General features: G+C 36.6%; 24 protein-coding genes. 4 read left to right on the forward strand and 20 right to left on the reverse strand.

From position 1 onward, the window contains the following. The first annotated feature begins 60 nt into the window (after positions 1 to 60). On the forward strand, positions 61 to 603 hold the full coding sequence (gene yfcE, locus BHF70_RS01880; RefSeq protein WP_075758650.1) for a phosphodiesterase: 543 nt from the start codon (positions 61 to 63) through the stop codon (positions 601 to 603). 69 nt (positions 604 to 672) lie between these two features. Here yfcE and BHF70_RS01885 read toward each other — a convergent pair whose 3' ends face one another. The 3 genes from BHF70_RS01885 to BHF70_RS01895 are packed head-to-tail and all read right to left on the reverse strand — an operon-like array spanning position 673 to position 3,215. Further along, positions 673 to 933, reverse strand: coding sequence for a hypothetical protein (locus BHF70_RS01885; protein WP_230973691.1), 261 nt, complete (start codon positions 931 to 933; stop codon positions 673 to 675). A gap of 22 nt (positions 934 to 955) precedes the next feature. Beyond that, positions 956 to 2,329 (reverse strand): aldehyde dehydrogenase, encoded by a 1,374-nt coding sequence (locus BHF70_RS01890; RefSeq protein ID WP_075758651.1) that lies wholly within the window; start codon positions 2,327 to 2,329, stop codon positions 956 to 958. Between the two features lie 58 nt (positions 2,330 to 2,387). Then, positions 2,388 to 3,215, reverse strand: coding sequence for a TrmH family RNA methyltransferase (locus BHF70_RS01895; protein ID WP_075758652.1), 828 nt, complete (start codon positions 3,213 to 3,215; stop codon positions 2,388 to 2,390). 126 nt (positions 3,216 to 3,341) lie between these two features. On the opposite strand from BHF70_RS01895, the gene BHF70_RS01900 reads away from it, so the two are divergent. Continuing rightward, entirely contained in the window at positions 3,342 to 5,096 is a 1,755-nt protein-coding gene (locus BHF70_RS01900) for a bifunctional homocysteine S-methyltransferase/methylenetetrahydrofolate reductase (RefSeq protein ID WP_075758653.1), read from the forward strand. Between the two features lie 50 nt (positions 5,097 to 5,146). Here the strand turns inward: BHF70_RS01900 and BHF70_RS01905 are convergent, their stop codons facing one another. Continuing rightward, positions 5,147 to 5,395, reverse strand: a complete 249-nt coding sequence (locus BHF70_RS01905) for a hypothetical protein (RefSeq protein ID WP_075758654.1) — start codon at positions 5,393 to 5,395, stop codon at positions 5,147 to 5,149. Positions 5,396 to 5,485: 90 nt separating this feature from the next. Beyond that, positions 5,486 to 6,475, reverse strand: a complete 990-nt coding sequence (locus tag BHF70_RS01910; RefSeq protein ID WP_330390814.1) for a D-isomer specific 2-hydroxyacid dehydrogenase family protein — start codon at positions 6,473 to 6,475, stop codon at positions 5,486 to 5,488. A 177-nt stretch (positions 6,476 to 6,652) separates the two neighbouring features. On the opposite strand from BHF70_RS01910, the gene truA reads away from it, so the two are divergent. Continuing rightward, positions 6,653 to 7,399 (forward strand): tRNA pseudouridine(38-40) synthase TruA, encoded by a 747-nt coding sequence (gene truA, locus BHF70_RS01915; protein WP_075758655.1) that lies wholly within the window; start codon positions 6,653 to 6,655, stop codon positions 7,397 to 7,399. Positions 7,400 to 7,431: 32 nt separating this feature from the next. On the opposite strand, the gene BHF70_RS12420 is transcribed toward truA, so the two are convergent. Beyond that, on the reverse strand, positions 7,432 to 7,605 hold the full coding sequence (locus tag BHF70_RS12420; RefSeq protein ID WP_158024869.1) for a hypothetical protein: 174 nt from the start codon (positions 7,603 to 7,605) through the stop codon (positions 7,432 to 7,434). Beyond that, positions 7,595 to 8,860, reverse strand: a complete 1,266-nt coding sequence (locus BHF70_RS01920; RefSeq protein ID WP_075758656.1) for a Y-family DNA polymerase — start codon at positions 8,858 to 8,860, stop codon at positions 7,595 to 7,597. The genes BHF70_RS12420 and BHF70_RS01920 overlap by 11 nt, the downstream gene beginning before the upstream one ends. A 251-nt stretch (positions 8,861 to 9,111) precedes the next feature. On the opposite strand from BHF70_RS01920, the gene sstT reads away from it, so the two are divergent. Further along, the gene (gene sstT / locus BHF70_RS01925) at positions 9,112 to 10,353 is read left to right on the forward strand and encodes a serine/threonine transporter SstT (RefSeq protein ID WP_075758657.1); all 1,242 of its coding nucleotides are present in this window, start codon (positions 9,112 to 9,114) and stop codon (positions 10,351 to 10,353) included. A gap of 171 nt (positions 10,354 to 10,524) precedes the next feature. Here the strand turns inward: sstT and BHF70_RS13080 are convergent, their stop codons facing one another. The 13 genes from BHF70_RS13080 to moaA all read right to left on the reverse strand — a co-directional run bounded on the left by BHF70_RS13080 (position 10,525) and on the right by moaA (position 21,102). Continuing rightward, positions 10,525 to 10,686, reverse strand: a complete 162-nt coding sequence (locus BHF70_RS13080) for a DUF5412 family protein (RefSeq protein ID WP_158024890.1) — start codon at positions 10,684 to 10,686, stop codon at positions 10,525 to 10,527. 203 nt (positions 10,687 to 10,889) lie between these two features. Continuing rightward, positions 10,890 to 12,293, reverse strand: a complete 1,404-nt coding sequence (gene yqeC / locus BHF70_RS01935; RefSeq protein WP_075758659.1) for a selenium cofactor biosynthesis protein YqeC — start codon at positions 12,291 to 12,293, stop codon at positions 10,890 to 10,892. 10 nt (positions 12,294 to 12,303) lie between these two features. Next, a complete protein-coding gene (yqeB, locus tag BHF70_RS12830) occupies positions 12,304 to 14,259 on the reverse strand; it encodes a selenium-dependent molybdenum cofactor biosynthesis protein YqeB (RefSeq protein ID WP_075758660.1) in 1,956 nt (651 codons plus the stop codon). A gap of 10 nt (positions 14,260 to 14,269) precedes the next feature. Beyond that, positions 14,270 to 14,893, reverse strand: a complete 624-nt coding sequence (gene yedF, locus BHF70_RS01945; protein ID WP_075758661.1) for a sulfurtransferase-like selenium metabolism protein YedF — start codon at positions 14,891 to 14,893, stop codon at positions 14,270 to 14,272. 15 nt (positions 14,894 to 14,908) lie between these two features. Then, positions 14,909 to 15,145 carry a DUF3343 domain-containing protein gene (locus BHF70_RS01950; protein WP_075758662.1) on the reverse strand — a complete coding sequence of 79 codons (237 nt, stop codon included), beginning with the start codon at positions 15,143 to 15,145 and terminating at the stop codon, positions 14,909 to 14,911. Beyond that, positions 15,142 to 15,504: a winged helix-turn-helix domain-containing protein gene (locus BHF70_RS01955; protein ID WP_075758663.1), complete on the reverse strand. Its 363-nt coding sequence runs from the start codon at positions 15,502 to 15,504 to the stop codon at positions 15,142 to 15,144. Before BHF70_RS01955 ends, BHF70_RS01950 begins: the two co-directional genes overlap by 4 nt. 3 nt (positions 15,505 to 15,507) lie before the next feature. Next, positions 15,508 to 16,533: a molybdopterin-binding protein gene (locus BHF70_RS01960; RefSeq protein WP_075758664.1), complete on the reverse strand. Its 1,026-nt coding sequence runs from the start codon at positions 16,531 to 16,533 to the stop codon at positions 15,508 to 15,510. 12 nt (positions 16,534 to 16,545) lie between these two features. Then, positions 16,546 to 17,337, reverse strand: coding sequence for a molybdate ABC transporter substrate-binding protein (gene modA / locus BHF70_RS01965; protein ID WP_075758665.1), 792 nt, complete (start codon positions 17,335 to 17,337; stop codon positions 16,546 to 16,548). Between the two features lie 31 nt (positions 17,338 to 17,368). Next, positions 17,369 to 18,013 carry a sulfate/molybdate ABC transporter ATP-binding protein gene (locus BHF70_RS01970; RefSeq protein ID WP_075760494.1) on the reverse strand — a complete coding sequence of 215 codons (645 nt, stop codon included), beginning with the start codon at positions 18,011 to 18,013 and terminating at the stop codon, positions 17,369 to 17,371. Positions 18,014 to 18,024: 11 nt separating this feature from the next. Continuing rightward, positions 18,025 to 18,699, reverse strand: coding sequence for a molybdate ABC transporter permease subunit (gene modB / locus BHF70_RS01975; protein WP_075758666.1), 675 nt, complete (start codon positions 18,697 to 18,699; stop codon positions 18,025 to 18,027). Positions 18,700 to 18,701: 2 nt separating this feature from the next. Next, the gene (locus tag BHF70_RS01980; protein WP_075758667.1) at positions 18,702 to 19,652 is read right to left on the reverse strand and encodes an MOSC domain-containing protein; all 951 of its coding nucleotides are present in this window, start codon (positions 19,650 to 19,652) and stop codon (positions 18,702 to 18,704) included. Beyond that, positions 19,637 to 20,119, reverse strand: a complete 483-nt coding sequence (gene moaC / locus BHF70_RS01985; RefSeq protein WP_075758668.1) for a cyclic pyranopterin monophosphate synthase MoaC — start codon at positions 20,117 to 20,119, stop codon at positions 19,637 to 19,639. Before moaC ends, BHF70_RS01980 begins: the two co-directional genes overlap by 16 nt. 14 nt (positions 20,120 to 20,133) lie before the next feature. Next, entirely contained in the window at positions 20,134 to 21,102 is a 969-nt protein-coding gene (moaA, locus tag BHF70_RS01990; RefSeq protein WP_075758669.1) for a GTP 3',8-cyclase MoaA, read from the reverse strand. Positions 21,103 to 21,144: the final 42 nt, after the last annotated feature.

The following is a 21,144-nucleotide window of genomic DNA, read 5'->3' on the forward strand; positions in this document are numbered from 1 at the left end:
TTATAATCTTTATTATAATAATAGAAATTATAAAAATAATCTACAGAAGAGGTGAAATTTATGAGACTTATGATTGCATCGGATATTCATGGTTCTGCCTATTATTGCCAAAAACTAATGGCTGCTTTTGAAAAAGAAACACCTGATAAGCTTTTGCTTTTAGGAGATCTTTTATATCATGGCCCGAGAAACGATCTTCCCAGAGATTATCAGCCTAAGGAAGTAATTTCCATGCTAAATACACATTGTCAGCAAATTATCTGTGTCAGAGGGAATTGTGAAGCGGAAGTTGATCAGATGGTTCTTGAATTTCCTATTATGAGTGATTCCTGCATTTTATTTCACGAACATCATATGATATTTGCTACTCACGGACATATTTATAATCCACAGCATCCACCAAAACTTCATTCGGGAGATATTCTTTTAAACGGACATACCCATGTATCCTGCTGCAAAGAATATGATGATTTTCTCTATATCAATCCAGGCTCTGTCTCCATTCCAAAAGAAGATACTCCAAATGGATATATTCTTTTCAATGATGAAGAAATCTTATGGAAAAATTTAGATGGAAAAATTTATAAAACATATAGGATTTAAAAACAAAAAAGAGGGCAAAAGCGCCCTCTTTTTAACAAAAATCAATTGATATTAAATACTACTATATAATTACAGTTTACAGATATCAGCTATTGTATCAAATGGAATCCCTTCATTTTCTCCATTTTCATCTTTATGCACAAATACAATATCATCTTCTTCTGTATAGCGTGCATACTCAATCTGCATAAAATCTCCTTTGATTTTTCTTCCGTTTAATGTTTCTACTATAATTTTATCATTCTGAGAAATAAACAGTTCTTCTTCTTTCCCTGTTTCATCCTCTTTTACAATTTTTACTCCTGGCAATACACTTTTAAAATCAATCATTTTATTTTCTCCTTTGTAATTTTTAATATTTTATCAAATGGCGCATGGTCCATTCTTTGATTTTTCCGTAAGGCTGATATCTTACCGGCACATCAAATTTTTGTGATTTCCTGACGATGCTCTTTTTGTGACTGAATGTATCAAAGCTAGATTTACCATGGTAAGCACCCATACCACTTTCTCCAACACCACCAAATCCTAATTCAGAAGATGCCAGATGAATGATTGTATCATTGATACATCCGCCACCAAATGGAATATGCTCCATAATATCTTTTTCCATTTTTTTGTTTTTAGTAAAAAGATATAATGCCAGAGGTTTTGGCTGTGATCTCAAGTATTTTTTTACTTCCTGAATTTTATTGTATGAAAGAATAGGAAGTACTGGACCAAAAATTTCCTCCTTCATGATAGCAGAGTCCTTCTCTATCCGGGTAAGTATTGTAGGTGCAATTTTTCTGGTCAAACCATCTCCATAACCACCTTCCACTATAAAGCCGCTTTTCATAAGTCTGATAATTCGTTGATAATGTCTGGAATTTATAATTCTTGGATAATCAGAATTCGTCAACGGGTTGGCGCCATACATTTTATGAATCCAATATCTTAAATAGACAATAAGCTCTTTTTCCACTTTTTGATTCACCAGGATATAATCCGGAGCGACACATGTCTGCCCTGCATTCAGATATTTCCCAAATACAATCCGCTTAGCAGCCAATTTTAGATTTGCTGTTTCATCCACAATACAGGGACTCTTACCGCCCAATTCTAAAGTAACTGGTGTCAGATTTACAGAAGATTTCTCCATGACTAATTTTCCAACGGCTACACTTCCAGTAAAGAAAATATAATCAAACTTCTGATTCAGCAACTCCTGACTTTCCTTCTGTCCACCAGTGACCACTGTTACAAAACTCTCTGGAAATATGTCCTCTATCATATTCTCTATTACCTTGGATGTATTTTGAGAATACTCTGATGGCTTTAAAATACAGCAGTTTCCCGCCCCGATAGCTCCTATCAATGGTTCCAGTGTCAAAAGTAACGGATAATTCCATGGAGACATAATCAAGACAACTCCGTACGGCTCGGATATAATAAAGCTTTTTGCCGGGAATTGAGCCAACGGTGTTTTAACTGATTTTGGTTTCATCCATGATTTTAGATGTTTCTTTACATAACGAATTTCATTGAGCACCATAGCAATCTCTGTCATATAAGATTCATAAGGGGATTTATTCAGATCTTGTCTTAGTGCTTTATAGAACTGCTTCTCATACTTATGAATCCCATATTCCAAACGATTTAAGGCCCTGATTCGAAATTCGTAGGAATTTGTTTTTCCTTTGTTATAAAATTGTCTTTGCTTATTAATGATATTTTTTATGCTCATAAAACTATTCTAGCATGAATTATTTAATATTCAATGTCCTTTTTATTATTCTGGTTTACTATTTTACAAAACCTAGCTGCCAGAACGCAACTGCACTTGCTGCTGCTACATTCAGCGAATCTACACCATGAGACATTGGTATCCGAATGGTATAATCACAATTAGCAATGGTATCGGAGACCAGTCCATCTCCTTCTGTTCCAAGAATAATCGCCAGCTTTTCTTCAGACATAACTTCTGGATCATTAATTGGAACCGAATGATCACTCAGCGCCATGGCTGCAGTTTTAAAATTCATATTATTCAGCAGGTGAATCCCATCTTCCGGCCATATAGATTGTTCGTCAAAAAAAGTCCAGGGAATCTGGAATACCGTTCCCATGCTGACTCTGATTGATCGTCGATATAACGGATTACTGCAGCCTTTTGTCAGTAAAATTCCATCCATATTCAATGCAGCAGCAGAACGGAAAATCGCTCCTACATTGGTAGGATTCATGACATTTTCTAAAACAACGATACGCCTTGCATTTTTGCATACCTGTTCTACCGTTGGTAATTTAGGACGATACATGGCACATAACATGCCGCGGGTTAATTTGAAACCGGTAAGTCTGGTCAATATATCAAATTCTGCTGTATAAACAGGGATGTCACCGCATCGTTCAATCAAAGTCTTTGCCTGGGTTTCTAAATGTTTCCGTTCACATAAAAACGAAATAGGAACACATCCGGCATCCAATGCAGTTTCAATGACTTTGGGACTTTCTGCGATAAATATCCCCTTTTCCGGTTCATGACGATTTAAAAGCTGTGCTTCGGTAAATCTTGCATAAATGTCAAGTTCTTTTGCGGTAAAATCAGTTATTTCTATAATATTAGACATAAATATCTCCCTTATATGATTCTTATCATCTTTATTATAAAATTATTCTAGCATGATTTACTTAATTTTCAACTTTCTTTGTGCTAAAATATTTTGGATGATAAACATGAAAGGAAAATCTTACAAATGACGATTCAGGAATATTTAAAGCATCATAAACTGATTACCGATGGTGCTTTTGGAACCTATTATTCAAATAAGTACTCTACTCAGGAAATCCCGGAAACTGCAAATATCACACATCCGGACAGAGTTCTGGACATCCATAGATCTTACATAAATGCTGGAGCCAGGCTCATTCGTACCAATACATTTGCCGCAAATACTTTATTACTGCAGACGGACTTGCAAAAAGTCAAAGAAAATATCCGTGCTGCTGTAAAAATTGCAAATGATGCAATTCAGGAATCAGAACATACTGTTTACATTGCAGGTGATATTGGTCCAATTCCAAATTATCAATATGCCCAGGAGCAATATCTGGAAATTGCAAAAACGTTTCTGGAAGAAGGTGTTGATATCTTATCATTTGAAACCTTTGCTGATATGGAACAAATTCTTCCTGTGATTCAAAAGATAAAACATAAAGATTTATTTATCATGGTACAGTTTAGTGTCAATCAGTTTGGTTACAGCAATTCCGGTTTAAGTGCCCGAAGATTAATTCAGGAAGCTTCCTGCGTTGATGAAATAGATGCCGTAGGATTAAATTGCGGTGTGGGTCCCGGACACATGGCACAGATTTTAGATAAAATAAATTTAGATCATGGGAAATTTGCAATTGCTCTGCCTAATGCCGGATATCCAAAACTGATTCGGAATCATATGCAATTTACAGATAATCAACATTATTTTGTCTTAAAAGTCCAGGAGATGGCAGAAAAAGGAATGGATATTGTTGGAGGATGCTGTGGTACCAATCCAGACTATATTCAAAAATTATCTGCAATTCTAGATATTGCCCAAAACCCCAAAAAAACTTCCACAGCACAAAACAAATCGCCGGAAAAACAAATGATAAAACATGGTTTCTTCTGTAATCCGGATGGCTCGTTGAAAAAGAAAAAACTAATTGCTGTAGAGCTGGCTCCTCCAGCTAATGTCGATGATGAAAAAATAATGGATGCTGCTCATATTTTGAAAAAATCCGGTGTAGATGTTGTTACCTTCCCAGATTCACCTTCTGGACGTACCCGTATTGATTCTGTCCTTATGGCAGAAAAAGTCAAACGGGAAACCAATTTAAATGTTATGCCTCATATCTGCTGCCGGGATAAAAATGCTATTGCCATACGTTCTCTTTTAATGGGGGCACAAATTAACGATATAGACAATATGCTGGTTATTACCGGTGACCCTATTCCGGTGGTCATAAGACAAACAGTCAAAGGTGTTTTTAACTTTGATGCCGTCGGACTTATGAACATTATCAAAGATATGAATGAGGAAATTTTTACAAATCATTCGATTGTCTATGGAGGTGCTATCAATCAGGGACGGCCAAATCTGGAAGTAGAAATCAAACGAGTCAGACGAAAAATAGATGCAGGCGCAGAATTCTTCTTTACACAGCCGGTATTCTCCAAAGCCGAAGCTGACCGCATCCATACGATCAAAAAAGAAACCGGAGCAAGAATCCTGTGCGGTATTATGCCATTGATCAGCCGACGAAATGCATTATTTATGAAAAATGAAATTGCCGGAATTGCTGTTACCGATGAAATTGTAAACCGTTATCCGGAAAACGGTACCAGAGAAGAAGGAGAATCTGTCGGAATATCTATTGCCAAAGAAGTCATTTCTTATACAGAAGATTTTGTCGATGGATATTACTTCTCCTTCCCATTCAACAAAGTCTATTTACTTGATAAAATCCTATAATATAAAAACAAGCGATGCTTCATGACTTTATGTTACATCGCTTGTTTTTATTATGACTTTATTTTATTATTTGTTTTTATAAAATATTCTTTCCCAAAATACTTCACCTTGTCAAATTTTCGAAATCCACATATCTTACCCGTAGTAATCGTTTGTTCTGAGCGAATCCCTTTTGTTTGCTGATAGTCGCCTTTCGATATACATTTCTTTACATACAGCCGGTTTGCTTTGATATGGATTGGATTTAATCCTATTGCTATTACACAAGCATCTATATGATGGTCTTTTGCTAATCCCATAGACAGTCTGTTTGCTTTTGTGACCATATCACATCAAACTATTTAACAGAAGCCCATTCCCTTTAGGGGATGGGTAGTTCACTTTCTGGACTATATAATCCTTCTTGGATTATTTGCTCCCATAATTTCTGCCTTACAGCTTTCCAGAGAATATTCAATCATATCACTAACTGCTTCATCGGTAAAAAATGCCGTATGTGGTGTCATTAGAACATTGGGCATTGTACTTAAAATTGCCATATCATGATTGGCAGTTACCGTATACTTATAATCTTTATAATAAATTTTTCCTTCATTTTCAATAACATCCAAAGCCGCTGCTGCAACTTTCCCTGATTCTAACGCCTCTACCAAAGCATCTGTATCAATCAGGGAACCTCGTGCCATGTTAATCAGCATGACTCCTTTTTTCATTTTTTTCAGTGATTCCTGATTTACCATATGATATGTACTTTCCACCGCTGGAGTATGGAAAGTGATGATATCTGAACTTTTCCATATCCCATCTAAATCCACATAATCCGCATAATGTTTAACAGATTCTTTTTCATAAGGATCATAAGCTAAAATTTTACATCCAAAACCACTAAGATTCTGAATTACCATTTCACCGATTTTACCGATTCCTACAACTCCAACGGTCATATTTCTTAACTCTCTTCCACGGACTTCCAATAAGGAATAATCCTGAACCTGATATCTGGTCAGAATTGTTTTCATTTTTCGAATCGTCATTAAAATAGTCATAACCGTATATTCTGCCACCGTATGTGGTGTATAACTGACATTGGATATTGTAATTCCCAGCTTTCTTGCATAATCCAGATCAATATGATCATATCCCACGGTTCTGGTAGAAATCGTACGAATTCCACGCATTTTCCATGCATCTAATAATTCTTTGCCAATTGGTGTGGTAATGACACTGGCTGCCTGACAATTTTCAACGACTTGAAGATTCTCTAAGGTTGGTGGTTCCGATGTTATGGATAATTCTACATGAAATTTCCTTGCATACTCATTAAAAAATTCTTTCTCATCCGGTCGACAACTAAAAACTGCTACTTTCAATGATTTCATCCCCTAATCTCTATATCTCTAATTTTCAATACATGACTCCACAAAAATCTAAAATAATCTTTGTATATCTTTCTTTTGTTTATAAATAAACTCCGGATGCCACTGTACTTGCTTTACCAATAACATATATTATGATAAGATGACATCATAAAAAAATCAATAAGAAGGAAGAATATTATGACACGAAATATCAGATTAACCATAGAATATGACGGTTCACGCTACCAAGGCTGGCAGCGTCTCGGAGGTGATTCCAATGCCAATACCATACAGGGAAAACTGGAAACAGTTCTAAGCAAAATGACAGGAGAAGAAATACAGATCACAGGATCCGGACGAACAGATGCTGGTGTTCATGCATATGGACAGGTTGCAAATTTTCATACAGAATGCACCTTACCCTGTCAGGATATTAAGAATTATCTGGATTCCTATCTTCCAAAAGATATTGGTATTCTAGAAGTATCTAATGTTTCCCAACGTTTTCACAGCCGGTTAAATGCTAAATCTAAAACTTATCTGTATCGTATAGCACTTCCTGGCATTCCTCATGTATTTGATCGAAAATATCTCTGGAATTTTCCGGATTCTCTAAATATCCAACGAATGAAAAAAGCTTCCTCTCTTCTTATTGGAAGTCATGATTTTAAAGGATTTTCCTCATTGAAGAAGACAAAAAAATCTACCATTCGTGAAATATATTCCATTATGATCAAACAGACAGAACGTGAAATCCAGATTACCTATAAGGGAAATGGCTTTCTCCACAACATGGTCCGTATTCTTACCGGAACTTTAGTAGAAATCGGGGCTGGAACTATGGAACCGGAAGATATTCTAAAAGTATTTGACAGTAAAAACAGAAAAGATGCAGGAATCACAGCACCTCCTCAAGGTCTTTTTCTTGTAGATGTAGCCTACTGATTTTATAACAATATTATCTTTTTTATCTAAATTTATTGGTTATTCTGTCTGTTTTTATAACTATCTTCTATTTTAATTCGCTGGACAGTTGTTTCTGACTTTTGCTCCATTAACTGTTCCTCTTTTTTTAGTGCTTCTCTGAATCCTTTCAGTGCATCAAAAGAAGCGAATTGTTTCGCACGGTCTGCGTATCTTTTATAGCCCACTGTTATGCCCTCCGATTTGATGATTTCTAATAAAGGCTGTACTTTTCTCCTGAAGATTCATACCTTTGAAAAGTGCATCCTTTCCATATTTTTTCTGTATCTGCAAAACTGTCTTTTGTATCTGCTGATCTTTTTCCTCCAATGCCGGGTTCATGAAAAAACTGTATTGTTCATAAATATCATTGCGCACATTTTGAAATGCAATGGTAATTCTTCGAACAGGTATGCAGGGATTCACATGCTGTTGATATAACTTTACAAAATACTTCATCAGGATTCTTACAGAACTGGTTATAACAGGGATTTTGCTGGAACACTGGACAGACTTCATTGCATATTTTTTTGAATATCCTACATGAAGCCCGATGGTATCTGTTACCAGACATCTATCCACCAATTCAAGGCACAGACTATCTACCATCTCTTTAACAATCAGCAGCCCATCTTCATATTTATAATCTTCCATCAGTACCTGTCCGCTGGATAATGAATTCTCCTTTGGTTTGTAAGCTTTAATATCAGAAATAGTTGTAGGTTCCCTTCCCCAGGCGTGATCAATCAGCAATTCTGCATCAACTCCAAAAATCTTATACAAACTGCGCTCATCGGCCCTGGTAATATCCCCCATGGTTTCAATTCCCATATTCGCAAGTCTCTGTGCTGTTCCCGGACCAACTCTCCAGAAATCTGTAATAGGTCTGTGATTCCATAAAGTTTCACGATAAATCTTTTCATTGAGAAATCCAATGTTGTCTTTTACATGTTTCGCCGTAATGTCCAATGCAATCTTGCACAGATATAAATTGGTTCCTATTCCGCATGATGCTGTAATCCCGAAAGAATCTTTAATATCATCCATGATCATAACAGCAAGCTCCTTTGCTGAAACATGATAGAAGTCCAGATAATCGGTCACATCAAGAAAAGCTTCATCTATGGAATAAACATGAATATCTTCTTTGGCAATGTACTTTAAATAAATACCATAGATTCCTGCAGAATAATCAATGTATTTCTGCATCTGGGGTGGTGCCGTAATATAATTGATATTCTTTGGAATTTCGAACACTCTGCAGCGATTCCGTACTCCTAATGCTTTCATAGAAGGTGACACTGCCAGACATATGGTTCCATTCCCGCGTTTGGGGTCAGCAACAACAAGATTTGTCGTCATGGCATCCATCCTGCGTTCTACACATTCTACAGATGCATAAAAACTTTTCAGATCAATACATAAATACAGATGCTGCTTCAATCCTTACGCCTCCTTTTTAAAACTAGAACATCTGTTCGATATACCGATATTATATTACTGTTTCAAATGGAAAGCAAGTGGAAAATATAGCTATTACTCTATATACAATTTCTTGTCCGTCATTCAAATACAGATTTCTTTGTTAAAAAGACATTTTTTTTATTGACGTTAATGACTTAAAAAACTATAATGGGTAACATGTTGGTTATAGCTATATAAAAAATAACAAAATAAAATGAAGGAGAAAAATAATGAAAAGCATAATAGCAAAATGGAATAGCTTAGGGCTGATTACCCGAATAGTAATTGGTCTGATTATTGGTGCCATTCTTGGAATTGTTGCACCAAAGGCAACGGTACTTACAATTCTGGGAGATTTATTTGTAGGTGCACTTCGTGCAGTGGCTCCAATCCTGGTGTTCTTCCTGGTTATGTCCTCTTTGGCAAACGCAAAAAAAGGTGCTGCAAAGAATATGAGAACCGTTATGATACTTTACATGACAACAACTTTAATTGGAGCACTGGTTGCTGTTATTGGAAGTTTTGTCTTTCCACAGACAATTATCTTAACCAAGGCTGCTGCAACTGAAGTTGCACCACCAAGCGGCATCGGAGAAGTATTAAAAAATCTGTTATTAAACATCGTATCAAACCCTGTTGATTCTCTGGTAAACGCAAATTATATTGGTATTTTGTTCTGGGCTGTTATTTTAGGAATGGCATTTAAGCATGCTTCCACTGGAACAAAACAGTTTTTACAAGATGCTGCCGAGGCAGTTACAAAGGCAGTTCACTGGATTATTTCCTGTGCTCCGTTTGGTATTTTAGGTTTGGTATTCAATACCGTATCTACCAACGGACTGGGTATTTTCAAAAACTATGGAACTCTTTTAGCTTTACTTGTTGGATGTATGCTGTTTACTGTATTTGTTACAAATCCGGCACTGGTATTTGTATTACTTCGTAAAAATCCATATCCATTGGTATTCAAATGTTTAAAAGAAAGTGGTCTGACTGCATTCTTTACACGAAGTTCTGCTGCCAATATTCCAATGAATATGGCTTTGTGCGAGCGTCTTGGATTAAATAAAGATAATTATTCTGTTTCTATCCCTCTGGGATCAACCATTAACATGGATGGAGCGGCAATTACCATTACAGTTATGACTCTCGCAACCGCACATACTTTGGGAATTTCTGTAGATTTACCAACAGCATTTATCTTGAGTGTCTTATCTGCTATCTCTGCCTGTGGTGCATCTGGAGTTGCCGGTGGTTCTCTGCTTCTGATTCCATTGGCATGTTCTTTATTTGGAATTCCAAATGATGTTGCAATGCAGACCGTCGGTGTTGGATTTATTATCGGAGTTATTCAGGACTCTGTAGAAACTGCTCTGAACTCTTCTTCTGACGTTGTTATGACAGCAACTGCAGAATGGTATCAGAGAAAGAAAGCCGGTGAAGAAGTCATTCTTGTTCCAAAAAACAATTAAGAAAGTAATAGAAAGCAAGGAGCTATGCTTTTTATTAAAAAATCCGGCTAAGAAACCGCGCAGCGGTTCTTTCGCCGGATTTTTGCCGTATTTATACCCGCATTTTAACACAATGCTCTTAATGAACCTTTAATATTGAATATGAAGAATACATATAAATTGAATAAAACATTATTTATGCCTATAATCATAAACATCTCTGTGTATATTCATTTTCTTTTTTGTTAATTTTTCTTCTACTTCTACAATTACGGAATCATCAACAGTCGCCCCTCCTGTTCCATTATATATATTAGCAGTGTATTTGCCCTTAGGAGAATTAACTTTTCGAATTAATTCTCCTTTCTAGCAGAAACCAACATTGTACCAAATTTAATATATTTTTTACTTTTTTTATACAAAGAACTACCTGTTCGATGATACAAAGAATTTCCATATCGTATCATACTTGTATCATGCGGATCATCTCCATAAGATAAGGCATACTTCGTTATCAGCTTTATTATCCCATTACTCATCTATTTTGCAACGCCCCCTTATTCATGAATCGGAATAAACAATATTTCGTTTTTCCCTCCACAAATCATACCTAATTTAGCACTTTCCGAATTGGATAGATCATATGTTTCTTTGCAAATAGTTTTTTTGCTTTTTGCCTCTTCTATTACTGTTTTTTCCAGAATACCTCCTCCTATACTTCCAATAATTCCATCGGAAGTAACTAACATCATACTTCCGACTCCCCTTGGTGAAGAACCTGATTTATTTGTGATAACACACAGAAGTCCATTTTGATCTGTCTCTAAAAGTTCTTTTGTCATAGTACTGATTGTTCCAAGATTTTTACATTGAATCAGCTCAGCGGCAATACTGACAGCAATTTCTTCTGGTGTCCTTGCACCAATTTTCAGTCCAATAGGTGCATGAATGGTTTTTATCTGTTCCTGAGAAAATCCATCCTTTTTTAACGCCTCAAAAGTTGTTGTTACTTTTTTCTTACTTCCAATCATTCCCAGATATTCATAAGAGCGATTTAAAACTTTTTCTACGCAGATTCGATCTGCCGCATGTCCACGGGTTACTACTACATAATAATTCCAGTCTCCATATGGCAATACATTCTCAACCTGATCAAATTCACAACAGTATATTTCATCCGCTTCCGGAAGATTTAAAATATTTGCAAATTCCTCTCTGTCATCGATAACCACCGTATAAAAACCAAGAAACTTTGCCAGTTTTAAAAGTTTACCGGATACATGACCTCCTCCAAAAATAATAAGCTGTGGCTGCAGCTGAAACCATTCTTTCTGAATAACTGACACATCCTTTTCCTCCCGTAAGAATTCAGCCACAATTTTCTCATAAAGAGTATTTACCTGACCGGGACAGATTTTTACTTTTACTTCTGGATATTTTTTTCTTAAAGGTTTCACATATCCTTCCATTGCCAGCTGTTGTAAATGTTTAGGTTCAACCAAAGTTTCTTCTGAAATCTTAAGACATTCTTTTACCAGAGATAACCTGTGACTCACTTTTCCAAACATCTTATCCAGTGCTGAAAGACCGGTAACTACATGGATCTCATCAATTTCTTCTGGAATAACAGGTTCATTTTCTCCAGGGAATTTTATTGGAAGTCCTTTTGACCCGTCTGCTTCTATAAGAACAACATCTGCAATCTGATTAACCTCTTTCAATAATTTCTCAGGTAAAGGTCCTATTTTTCCGTTGGAAGTACAGGTACCTGCCATACAATACCCTTTTGTCTCCAGTTCTCTTTGGATTACATCTAATGAATCTGTAATCAGGGTATCCTCTTCTTTTAACATATGGGTTGTAGTTGTTACAAATACTGTTTTCTCCTGTTTTATATATTCTTCTGCAAGATTATGAATTCTGGTTGTTTTCCCTCCAGATCCTACTACTGCAATTATCATATTGTCCTCCTTATTCCCGTGCCAGCAATTTTAGCATATCTGCAGCATATCTAATTTGATTGGATGTTGTATCATGTCCAAAACTAAACCTGACCATACCTTGTTCCTCTGTATGGAAATATTTATGAACTAATGGAGCACAATGTGCACCAGATCTCGTTTCAATTTTAAATCTCTGCATCAGTTCATCGCTGACTGCAGAAGAATCAATCCCTTTAATGTTACATGAAAGAATAGCTGTCCGTTTTTTAAAATCTGTTAAATTATCTGTTCCATAAATTTGAATTTTTTCTTCATCTTTTATCATCTCATAAAACTGTCTTATATTTTTCTGTTCTTTCTGGCGAATAATATCCATACCGTTTTCATAGATATACTCAATTCCAGCTGTTATTCCTGCAATTCCAGGTCCATTTAATGTTCCAGCTTCCAGTGCTGTCGGCATTTGTACAGGATGAGTTTTTGAAAAAGATTGTACTCCACTTCCGCCAGTTATGAGCGGTCGTATGTTCAGACCGGTTCTTACACACATGCCACCGATTCCCTGTGGTCCCAGCAGACCTTTATGTCCTGTAAAGCATAATACATCTATAAAATCTTTTTTCATAGATACAGGGAATATACCAGCAGTCTGGGCACAGTCTACGATAAACAAAATACCTTTTTCCCGGCAGAATTTTCCAATATTTTCAATATCAAAAACTTCTCCCGTTACATTGGATCCATGTGTCATGACCAAAGCTTTTGTTTTTTCCCCAACAGCTTTCTTAATATCCTCAAGCACCGGATTTGTAATCGTTATTTCTGTGCCTTTTTGTTCCATTTCATATAAAGGTCTTAGCACACTATTATGTTCCATCCATGTGGTAATTACCTGATCCTCTGGATTAATCAACCCTTTTATCGCTATATTAAGACTTTCTGTAACTCCGCTGGTAAAGACAACCTGCTCAGGAGAATCTGCATCAAAAAAATCACAGAGAATCTCTCTTGCTTTATAAATACTTCTTGCAGATTTCAAAGCAGATTCATGAACTCCACGTCCTGCGTTTCCATACTCCATGGCACGCTCCATGGCTTCCTTTACCTGTAGGGGTTTATGGATACTGGTTGCTGCACAATCAGCATAAACCTGTGAAGATTGATCCAAATGAGTACATTTTTCCATCTGAAGAGATAACAAAGCCTCTAAAACTCCTCCAGCTATGCAACGTGCCTTATCAGAAATAGTAAAACAATTATCGTATTCTTCTGCTCTTGGATCAATATCAGCAATTTTAAATCCCTTTGCAACCGGGTATCCATCACGGATTAAACCTCTTAATAATCCATCAATGGTTGCAGGCACCTGTACATTTCCGTTTTTTGTTTCAATCCATGCGATGGATTCTCCTTTTTCCACCATATCTGTTATATGATGGATATTTCGAAGAATTCCTTCTGCCGGCGAATGTATTACACGCTCTTTACTGACTCCTGCAATATTTCCGGGAATTCCCGTATTGGGAATTGCAGATCCTTTATATATCACTCGTCCAAGTTTATGGCCTCTCATGGTTTCAATGACTGCATCCACATCTTTTCCTGCTGTAAACCCAGGCCCCAGACCAATGGTAACAGGTGCCATTTCCCTGCTGGTTCCAAGATTTCTTTTTGCAAGAATTCCATCGATAACAGCCATTGGTTTTATTTCTTCGATACATTTTCCATGGGGATCCACCAGTAATGCGGGATTTCCACAATCCATGATCCTATATGCTTCTTTCAGATTTTCTGCCCGATAACAGGTCATGTCCTCAACCCGCCATTTTCCCTCATATACAGCTTCTGAAAAAGCTACATTCCTTCGGATTGCCGATGGAGAATCAATCTCCAGTACCAATACACGAAATCCACTTTTTACCAGCTTGTAAATGGTACCGGTTGCAATATCTCCGCCACCTCTTACAACAACCAGATTTTTCATTTTTTATCTCCTATGGTTTAATAATTTTATCTGCGCTTTCCATCATTTCTACAATATCATACATATTGCTGACAGAACCAACAGAAAGCTTTTTGGTCAGTTCATAATAATTCAGGCACGTTCCACAGGTGAATATTTCAACACCTTCTGCTTCAAGACTTTTCAAATCTTCCAGAGAGTCAGATCCTTCACAGGATAGAAAAGCCCCTGAATTGTATAAAAGAATTGTTTTAGGGAGTATATCCTGCTTTGTCAAAGCAAAAATAAATGCTTTCATCAGTGTTTTTCCCAGTTCATCTTCTCCTTCTCCCATCTTATTTGAAGATAGTATGACCACAAGATTTTCTCTACGTCCATCAGGATAACAGGAAATCTCTTCATTATTTTGCTTTTCAGGTCCATGATCATAAGTATCTTCCGACAAGGTAATTAAAATTCGATATTCCTTTTCCCCTGCCTTTTCACTGAATACATTTAAATTTTTGCCATTTGCAAATTTGGTTACATTTTGCACTGCGATTTCATTATCGACTAAAATCTCTATCTGAGTTTCACCATTTATCTCATCTAATGCCTTTTTTGTATTAACTACTGGTAACGGACATACCAGTCCTCTTGCATCTACTTTTTTCATGCTATTTTTCTCCTTTTAAATCAATACAGTATAAATTCCTTCCCAAATAATCTTTTGTTTTAACATAAATTCTTTCAGATTTTTTTCTTTTTCAGGTTCTGTACACCATGCCATTCCACATCCTGCCGTGATTTGTTTTGGCACAGGTATCAGTCTGCCTGAAATATTATGTTCTTTACAAAGAGTTTCCATTTTTATGGCGCCTGTGGTAGTTTCAAAAGTTACCACCAGCTTTTTTGTTTTCTCTCTCATATTTCTATCCTATCTTCACGAAAATACTTATGAAAGGCTTCTTGTGCTGCTTTCTCAACTTCTTTTTGAAAAGCCATATATCTTTCCATCATATCCTTTCCCTCCGGTGTCAAAGTTGAATAGCCGCCCTTTTTTCCTCCAGCTTTTCGTTCTACCAAACGTACACCCAGATCATGTTCTGCCCGATTTAAAATTTTCCATGCTTTACTGGCAGCCATTCCCATCTCATTATAGGCAGCAGAAAGAGAACCTTTTTGCTCTATCAGTGCTAAAAGCTGAGTAACACCTTTTCCAAAATCAGGTTCTTCCTTAAATACCCTTAATTTAACATCAAACTGTTGAGGCAGATATTGTTTCATTTTTTACCATCCTTTTCCGAATCCACAATTAGGATAAGTGCATATGTTACAGTTAAGACATAGACCACCTTCTCCAAGAGCTGCCAGTTCACTGGACGTTACCGGATCATCTGCCATAATTCTAGGAAGGACCAGATCAAAGATTGTTCGTTTTGCATACATTACGCATCCAGGAAGTCCTATGATTGGTATATTCTCTTTTGTATATGCCAGCATAAACATAGCTCCCGGCAATACAGGTGATCCATAAGAAACCACCTGAGCACCTGTATTTTTAATGGCAAGAGGTGTTCTGTCATCAGGGTCTACACTCATTCCGCCGGTACATAATACCATCTCTGCACCATCTTCTATTGCCTTTAAAATAGCTTCTGTCACCTTTTCATGATTATCTGGAAGTTTTACATGATGGAATACTTTTGCACCATACTCTTCTATTTTTTGTATGACGACAGGAGTAAACGTATCTTCGATTCTTCCATAAAACACCTCATTTCCTGTAGTAATGACAGCTGCTTTTTTAGGTTTATATGGCAACAATGATAGAATCGGCTGATTACCTGCCAGTTTTTTTACATCATCCATTTTTTCTTTCTCAATCACAAGTGGAATAATGCGGGTACCTGCCAGTTTGTCTCCTTTTTTTACTGGTGTATTCCCATGACGGGCAGCTATCATCATCTGCCCATAGGAATTTATCTGTAGAAGCTTTTCTTTCCTGATTTTGAAAAGACCGTCATATGCAGCAGACAGTTCAATTTTTCCTTCTTTAACCTCAGATTCTATCATACCATCATTTTTACAGATATCACAAAGAATTCTGGCGGCATCATTTTCATGTAGCATATTTTCTCCTGGTTCCCATACATATAAATGATCTTTTCCCAGAGATAAAAGTACTGGAATATCTTCTTTGGTTACCACATGTCCTTTTCGAAATCTTGCATCTTTTGTAACTCCTTTGATAATCTGCGTCATATCATGACAAAGAACAGCACCCTCTGCATTTTTTGTGTCAATTAATTTCAAAAAATATCCCTCCTATTTTTGAATGGTAAAGCCATAATCCTCAAATACTTCTAATGCTTCTTTGGATTGCAAAAATTCTACAAATTTGTCTGCCGCATCCTTATGTTTGCTGTTTTTCAATGAAGCAACAGGATAAATAACAGGTGTTTTTAACATCTTGTCTGAAGCTTCTGCTATGACTTTTACATCCTTTGTACTTGCTGCATCTGTTGCATATACAACTCCACAGTCAGCACTTCCTTTTGCTACCCAGTTTAATACCTCTGTTACGTTGGTACCGAGGCTTGCCTTTTTCTGAACCTGATCCCAGTTTTTAAGATTTTTAAAAACCTCCTGAGCATATTGTCCGGCAGAAACACTTTTAGGATCACCGATGGCAATGGTTTCTGCTTTTGTTATATCTTCATAAGATGTGATTTTTACATTCCCTTCTTTTGGTACGATTAATACCAGTTTGTTTTCCAGCAGATTTACAACATCATTTTTTGCTATGTAATCTTCTTTTACCAGCTGATCCATTTGTTCGGTGGCTGCTGACATGAAAACATCTGCCTCCATTCCCTGTTCAATCTGAGTCTGCAGTTTTCCTGAGCTGTCATAACTTCCTTCAACCTTAATACCTTCATTTTCTTTTTCAAACATGGGGATTAGCTTTTCCGTATAACATTTTTCAAGACTTGCCGCTACTGCAAGAGATAATGTAACTGTCTCCTTTTTCTTCGCTGTTTCTTTTGAACCGCATCCTCCAACACTACAAGCCATAACGGCTGCCAGTAATCCTGCAAATAACTTTTTACCTTTCATCTTTTTTACCTCACTTTCAAATGATATTGATTTATTGTATCTGACCCCTTATGATTTGATATTTCTTATTACAGAGATTATTAATTTCTTTGCTGTTATGACTTACCAATATGGAAGGTCTATGAAAATCTGCAAGCATATTTCGGATTTCATGCTGCAGTTCTTCCCGTAAATCTTCATCTAATGCTGAAAATGGCTCATCTAGCAATATAACTTCCGGTTCATATGCCATTAATCTGGCAAGAGCTGCTCTTTGCTTTTGTCCCCCGGATAGCTGCCTTGGGTAACGATTCTGTAATTCTTCAATATGAAAGCGTTTTAACATCTCCATTGTCCTGTTCTCTATTTCCTGCTTTGACATTTTTCTCGCTTTCAATCCTGTATGTATATTTTCCTCCACAGTCATATTGGGAAATAATGCATATCCCTGAAAAAGGTATCCTATTTTTCTTTCCTGTGGTGTCAAATTAATGTTCTTATCCGAATCAAATAATACTTTTCCATCTAAGATTATTTTCCCTTTGTCTGGTGTTTCAATTCCGGCAATGCATTTTAAAGTCATGCTTTTTCCACTACCAGATGGTCCCATCAGCCCTAAACACTCTGCATCAGCTTTTAATTGGGCTTTTAGAGTAAATTCTTTTAAAATTTTTTCAATGCTGACTACAAGCCCCATAGATTTTCCTCTCATTTTTCCTGTTTTTTCTTTTCTAAAAATAAATAAATATTCATTGCCATTACCATAACAAAACTAATAATTATAATCACCAGCACATACTGATATGCAAGATCCATATTTCCTGCAGCAACCTCTGCATAAACTGCCAATGGCAATGTTCGTGTTCTTCCTGGAATGTTTCCTGCAATCATAGCTGTAGCCCCAAATTCTCCCAGCCCTCTGGCAAATGCCAGAACACCTCCGGAAATAATACCGGGCAAGCCATTGGGAATCATGATTTTCCAGAAAATTGTCCATTCGCCCATTCCAAGTGTTCGCGCTGCATAAATTAAATCTTTATCAATCTGCTCCAATGCTCCTCTGGCAGAACGATACATCAATGGAAAAGAAATAACAACTGCTGCCAGGACTGTCGCACCCCAGGAGAATGCAATCTTAATATGTAAATTGTGGTAAAAAAATTTCCCAACAGGTCCATAAGAGCCAAAAATATATAAAAGAAAAAATCCGGCTACTGTTGGAGGCAATACCAGTGGCATGGTTAAAATCCCATCCAATATTACTTTAGTCTTTTCACTTTTTCGACATAAAACCCATCTTGCAGCCAAAATTCCCAGAAAAAATGTAATAAAGATTGTCACTATAGATGTTTTCATAGATATCCAGATTGGTGATGTATCCATTTTTAAACTCCTTTAGAATGATTTCCGCATTCAGATACTGTTCCCCTTAAAATATTAAGTCCATGTTCCAATTCACTAATGATAAAAGACAAGCTTTCTTCCACTGCTTTTTCGCTTCCGGGAAGATTAATAATCAATGTCTGTTTTCGAATAACAGATACTCCTCTGGATAGCATAGCTCTTTTAGTTATGCTCATGGACCCTGCACGGATAGCCTCTGCAATTCCAGGAACATTTCGCTCTGCCACTGCCATAGTTGCTTCCGGTGTGCAATCTCTTTCAGAAAATCCTGTTCCTCCTGTTGTAAGAATAAGATTTACCTGACGACTGTCACACAATCGAATCAGCTGTTTTTCAATCAATTCTTTTTGGTCAGGAAGGAGAATCTGCTCCACCACATGATAACCTTCCAGTGTTAAAATTTCAGCTGCCTTAGGACCGCTGGTATCTTTCCTTAATCCTGCAGCACCCTTGTCACTAAGGGTAATTACTGCTGCGGTTAAAGGTGTATCCGCAGCAGGCAGTTCCACATACATATGATCTCCTGTGGAAATACTTCCACCAGACAAAACTTCCGCAAACACCCCTTCTCTTGGCATAATACAATCTCCTACTCTTTTATATATTTCGCAATGATTATGACATTCTTTTCCAATTTGTGTCATCCGAAGAATCACATCTTTACATTTCAAAATCGTTCCCACAGGAAGATGTTTAAAATCAATACCTTCCACTAGAATATTTTCACCAAAGGCACCCTCTGCTGCATTTCCCCCTTTGTTATTAAATTCTTCTACTTTATCATAACTTAGCAGACTAACCTGCCGATGCCAATGTCCTGCATGAGCATCTTTATCAATTCCATAATCTTTTATCAGCTTTACTGTCTGAACATTTCTTTTTGCTGTTCCTCGCTTGTCACTGATGCACACAGCTCTTACGATTCCTTCCATTGAAAATCACCACTCTTTCCTCCTGTTTTTTTCAATAAATGAATTTCATTTATCATCATTGATTTATCCACAGCTTTGCACATATCGTAAATTGTAAGTAAAGCTATTTGAACTCCTGTTAATGCTTCCATTTCAACTCCTGTTTTTCCTGTGGTTTTTACTGTGCATTTTGCCTGAATTTCCAGGTCTTTCTCCATCATTTCAAAGTCAACGGTACATTTTGTCAGCATTAGAATATGACACAGGGGAATCAATTCAAATGTCTTTTTTGCCGCCATAATTCCTGCTATCCTTGCAGTTCCAAGAACATCTCCCTTTCCAATTTTTCCTTCTTTAATTTTCGTAAAAACTTCCTGGCTAACCTGAATTTTCCCTACAGCAACCGCAGTTCTCACAGTTTCGTTTTTATTTGTAACATCAACCATTATTGCATTTCCCTGTTGATCAAAGTGTGTTAATTCGCCCATAATCTATCCTTTCATTATCCTCCAATGGAAGACATATTAACTTCAGAAGGTTCCTTTTCAAAATCATGTGATTTTGGTTTTTCATAAATTGCCTTTTTAATTTCCTGCATCATTTCATCTTCATCATATTTATTTCGAATCATATCCCGCAAATTCAAAGTTTCCGGATAATACAGACACGGTTTTAACTGACCGGCAGAAGTAAGCCTGATCCGGTTGCACATATGACAAAACTTACCATGAAGTGCTTCTATGAATCCAATCAATCCATCGTACCCATCTAATTTATAATACGTTGCAGGACCATTTCCAATAGAGGAAGTATCTGAAATTTTTTCAATCCGTATACCTTTTTTAATAATTTTTGTTAAAATCGCTTCTTTATCCAGAATTGAAAAATCTTCATATTCAAATCCCATTGGCATACGTTCAATAAATCGAACAGGAACTCTGTGGTTTTTTACAAAATCTATAAAAGCCCATATATCCTCCATAGAAGTTTCTGATTCCAGTACCGTATTAATCTTCACCGAAAGTCCTGCTTCTGATGCAGCAATGATAGCATCTTTTACAATTTCAACCACATCTGTTCCGGTAATCTTTTTATAGGTTTGTGAATTCAGTGAATCCAGGCTTACATTCACACCATCAATTTCTGACTCTGCTAATTCTTTTATAGAATCTTTCAACTTTATACCATTGGTCGTTAAGGTTACAGAAGATACTCCAGGAAGTTTTTTCAACTGCCTGATAAAAGAAATGCAATCTTTTCTTACTAAAGGTTCTCCACCGGTAATTTTAAATTTATGAATACCAAGTTTTACAAAAATTCTACATAAGGTAAGAATCTCTTCATATGTTAAAATATCATTGTGGGATAAATGATCTATATGATCCGGCCTGCAGTATCTGCAGCAAAGATTACATCGATCTGTAATCGAAATCCTAATATAATCGATTTCTCTTTGAAACTGATCTTTCATAATACCTCCTGAATGGTTATTCTTAAGTGAGAGTAACGACTT

The sequence above is a fragment of the Anaerostipes sp. 494a genome, assembly GCF_001940315.1.
GTDB lineage: Bacteria > Bacillota > Clostridia > Lachnospirales > Lachnospiraceae > Anaerostipes > Anaerostipes faecalis.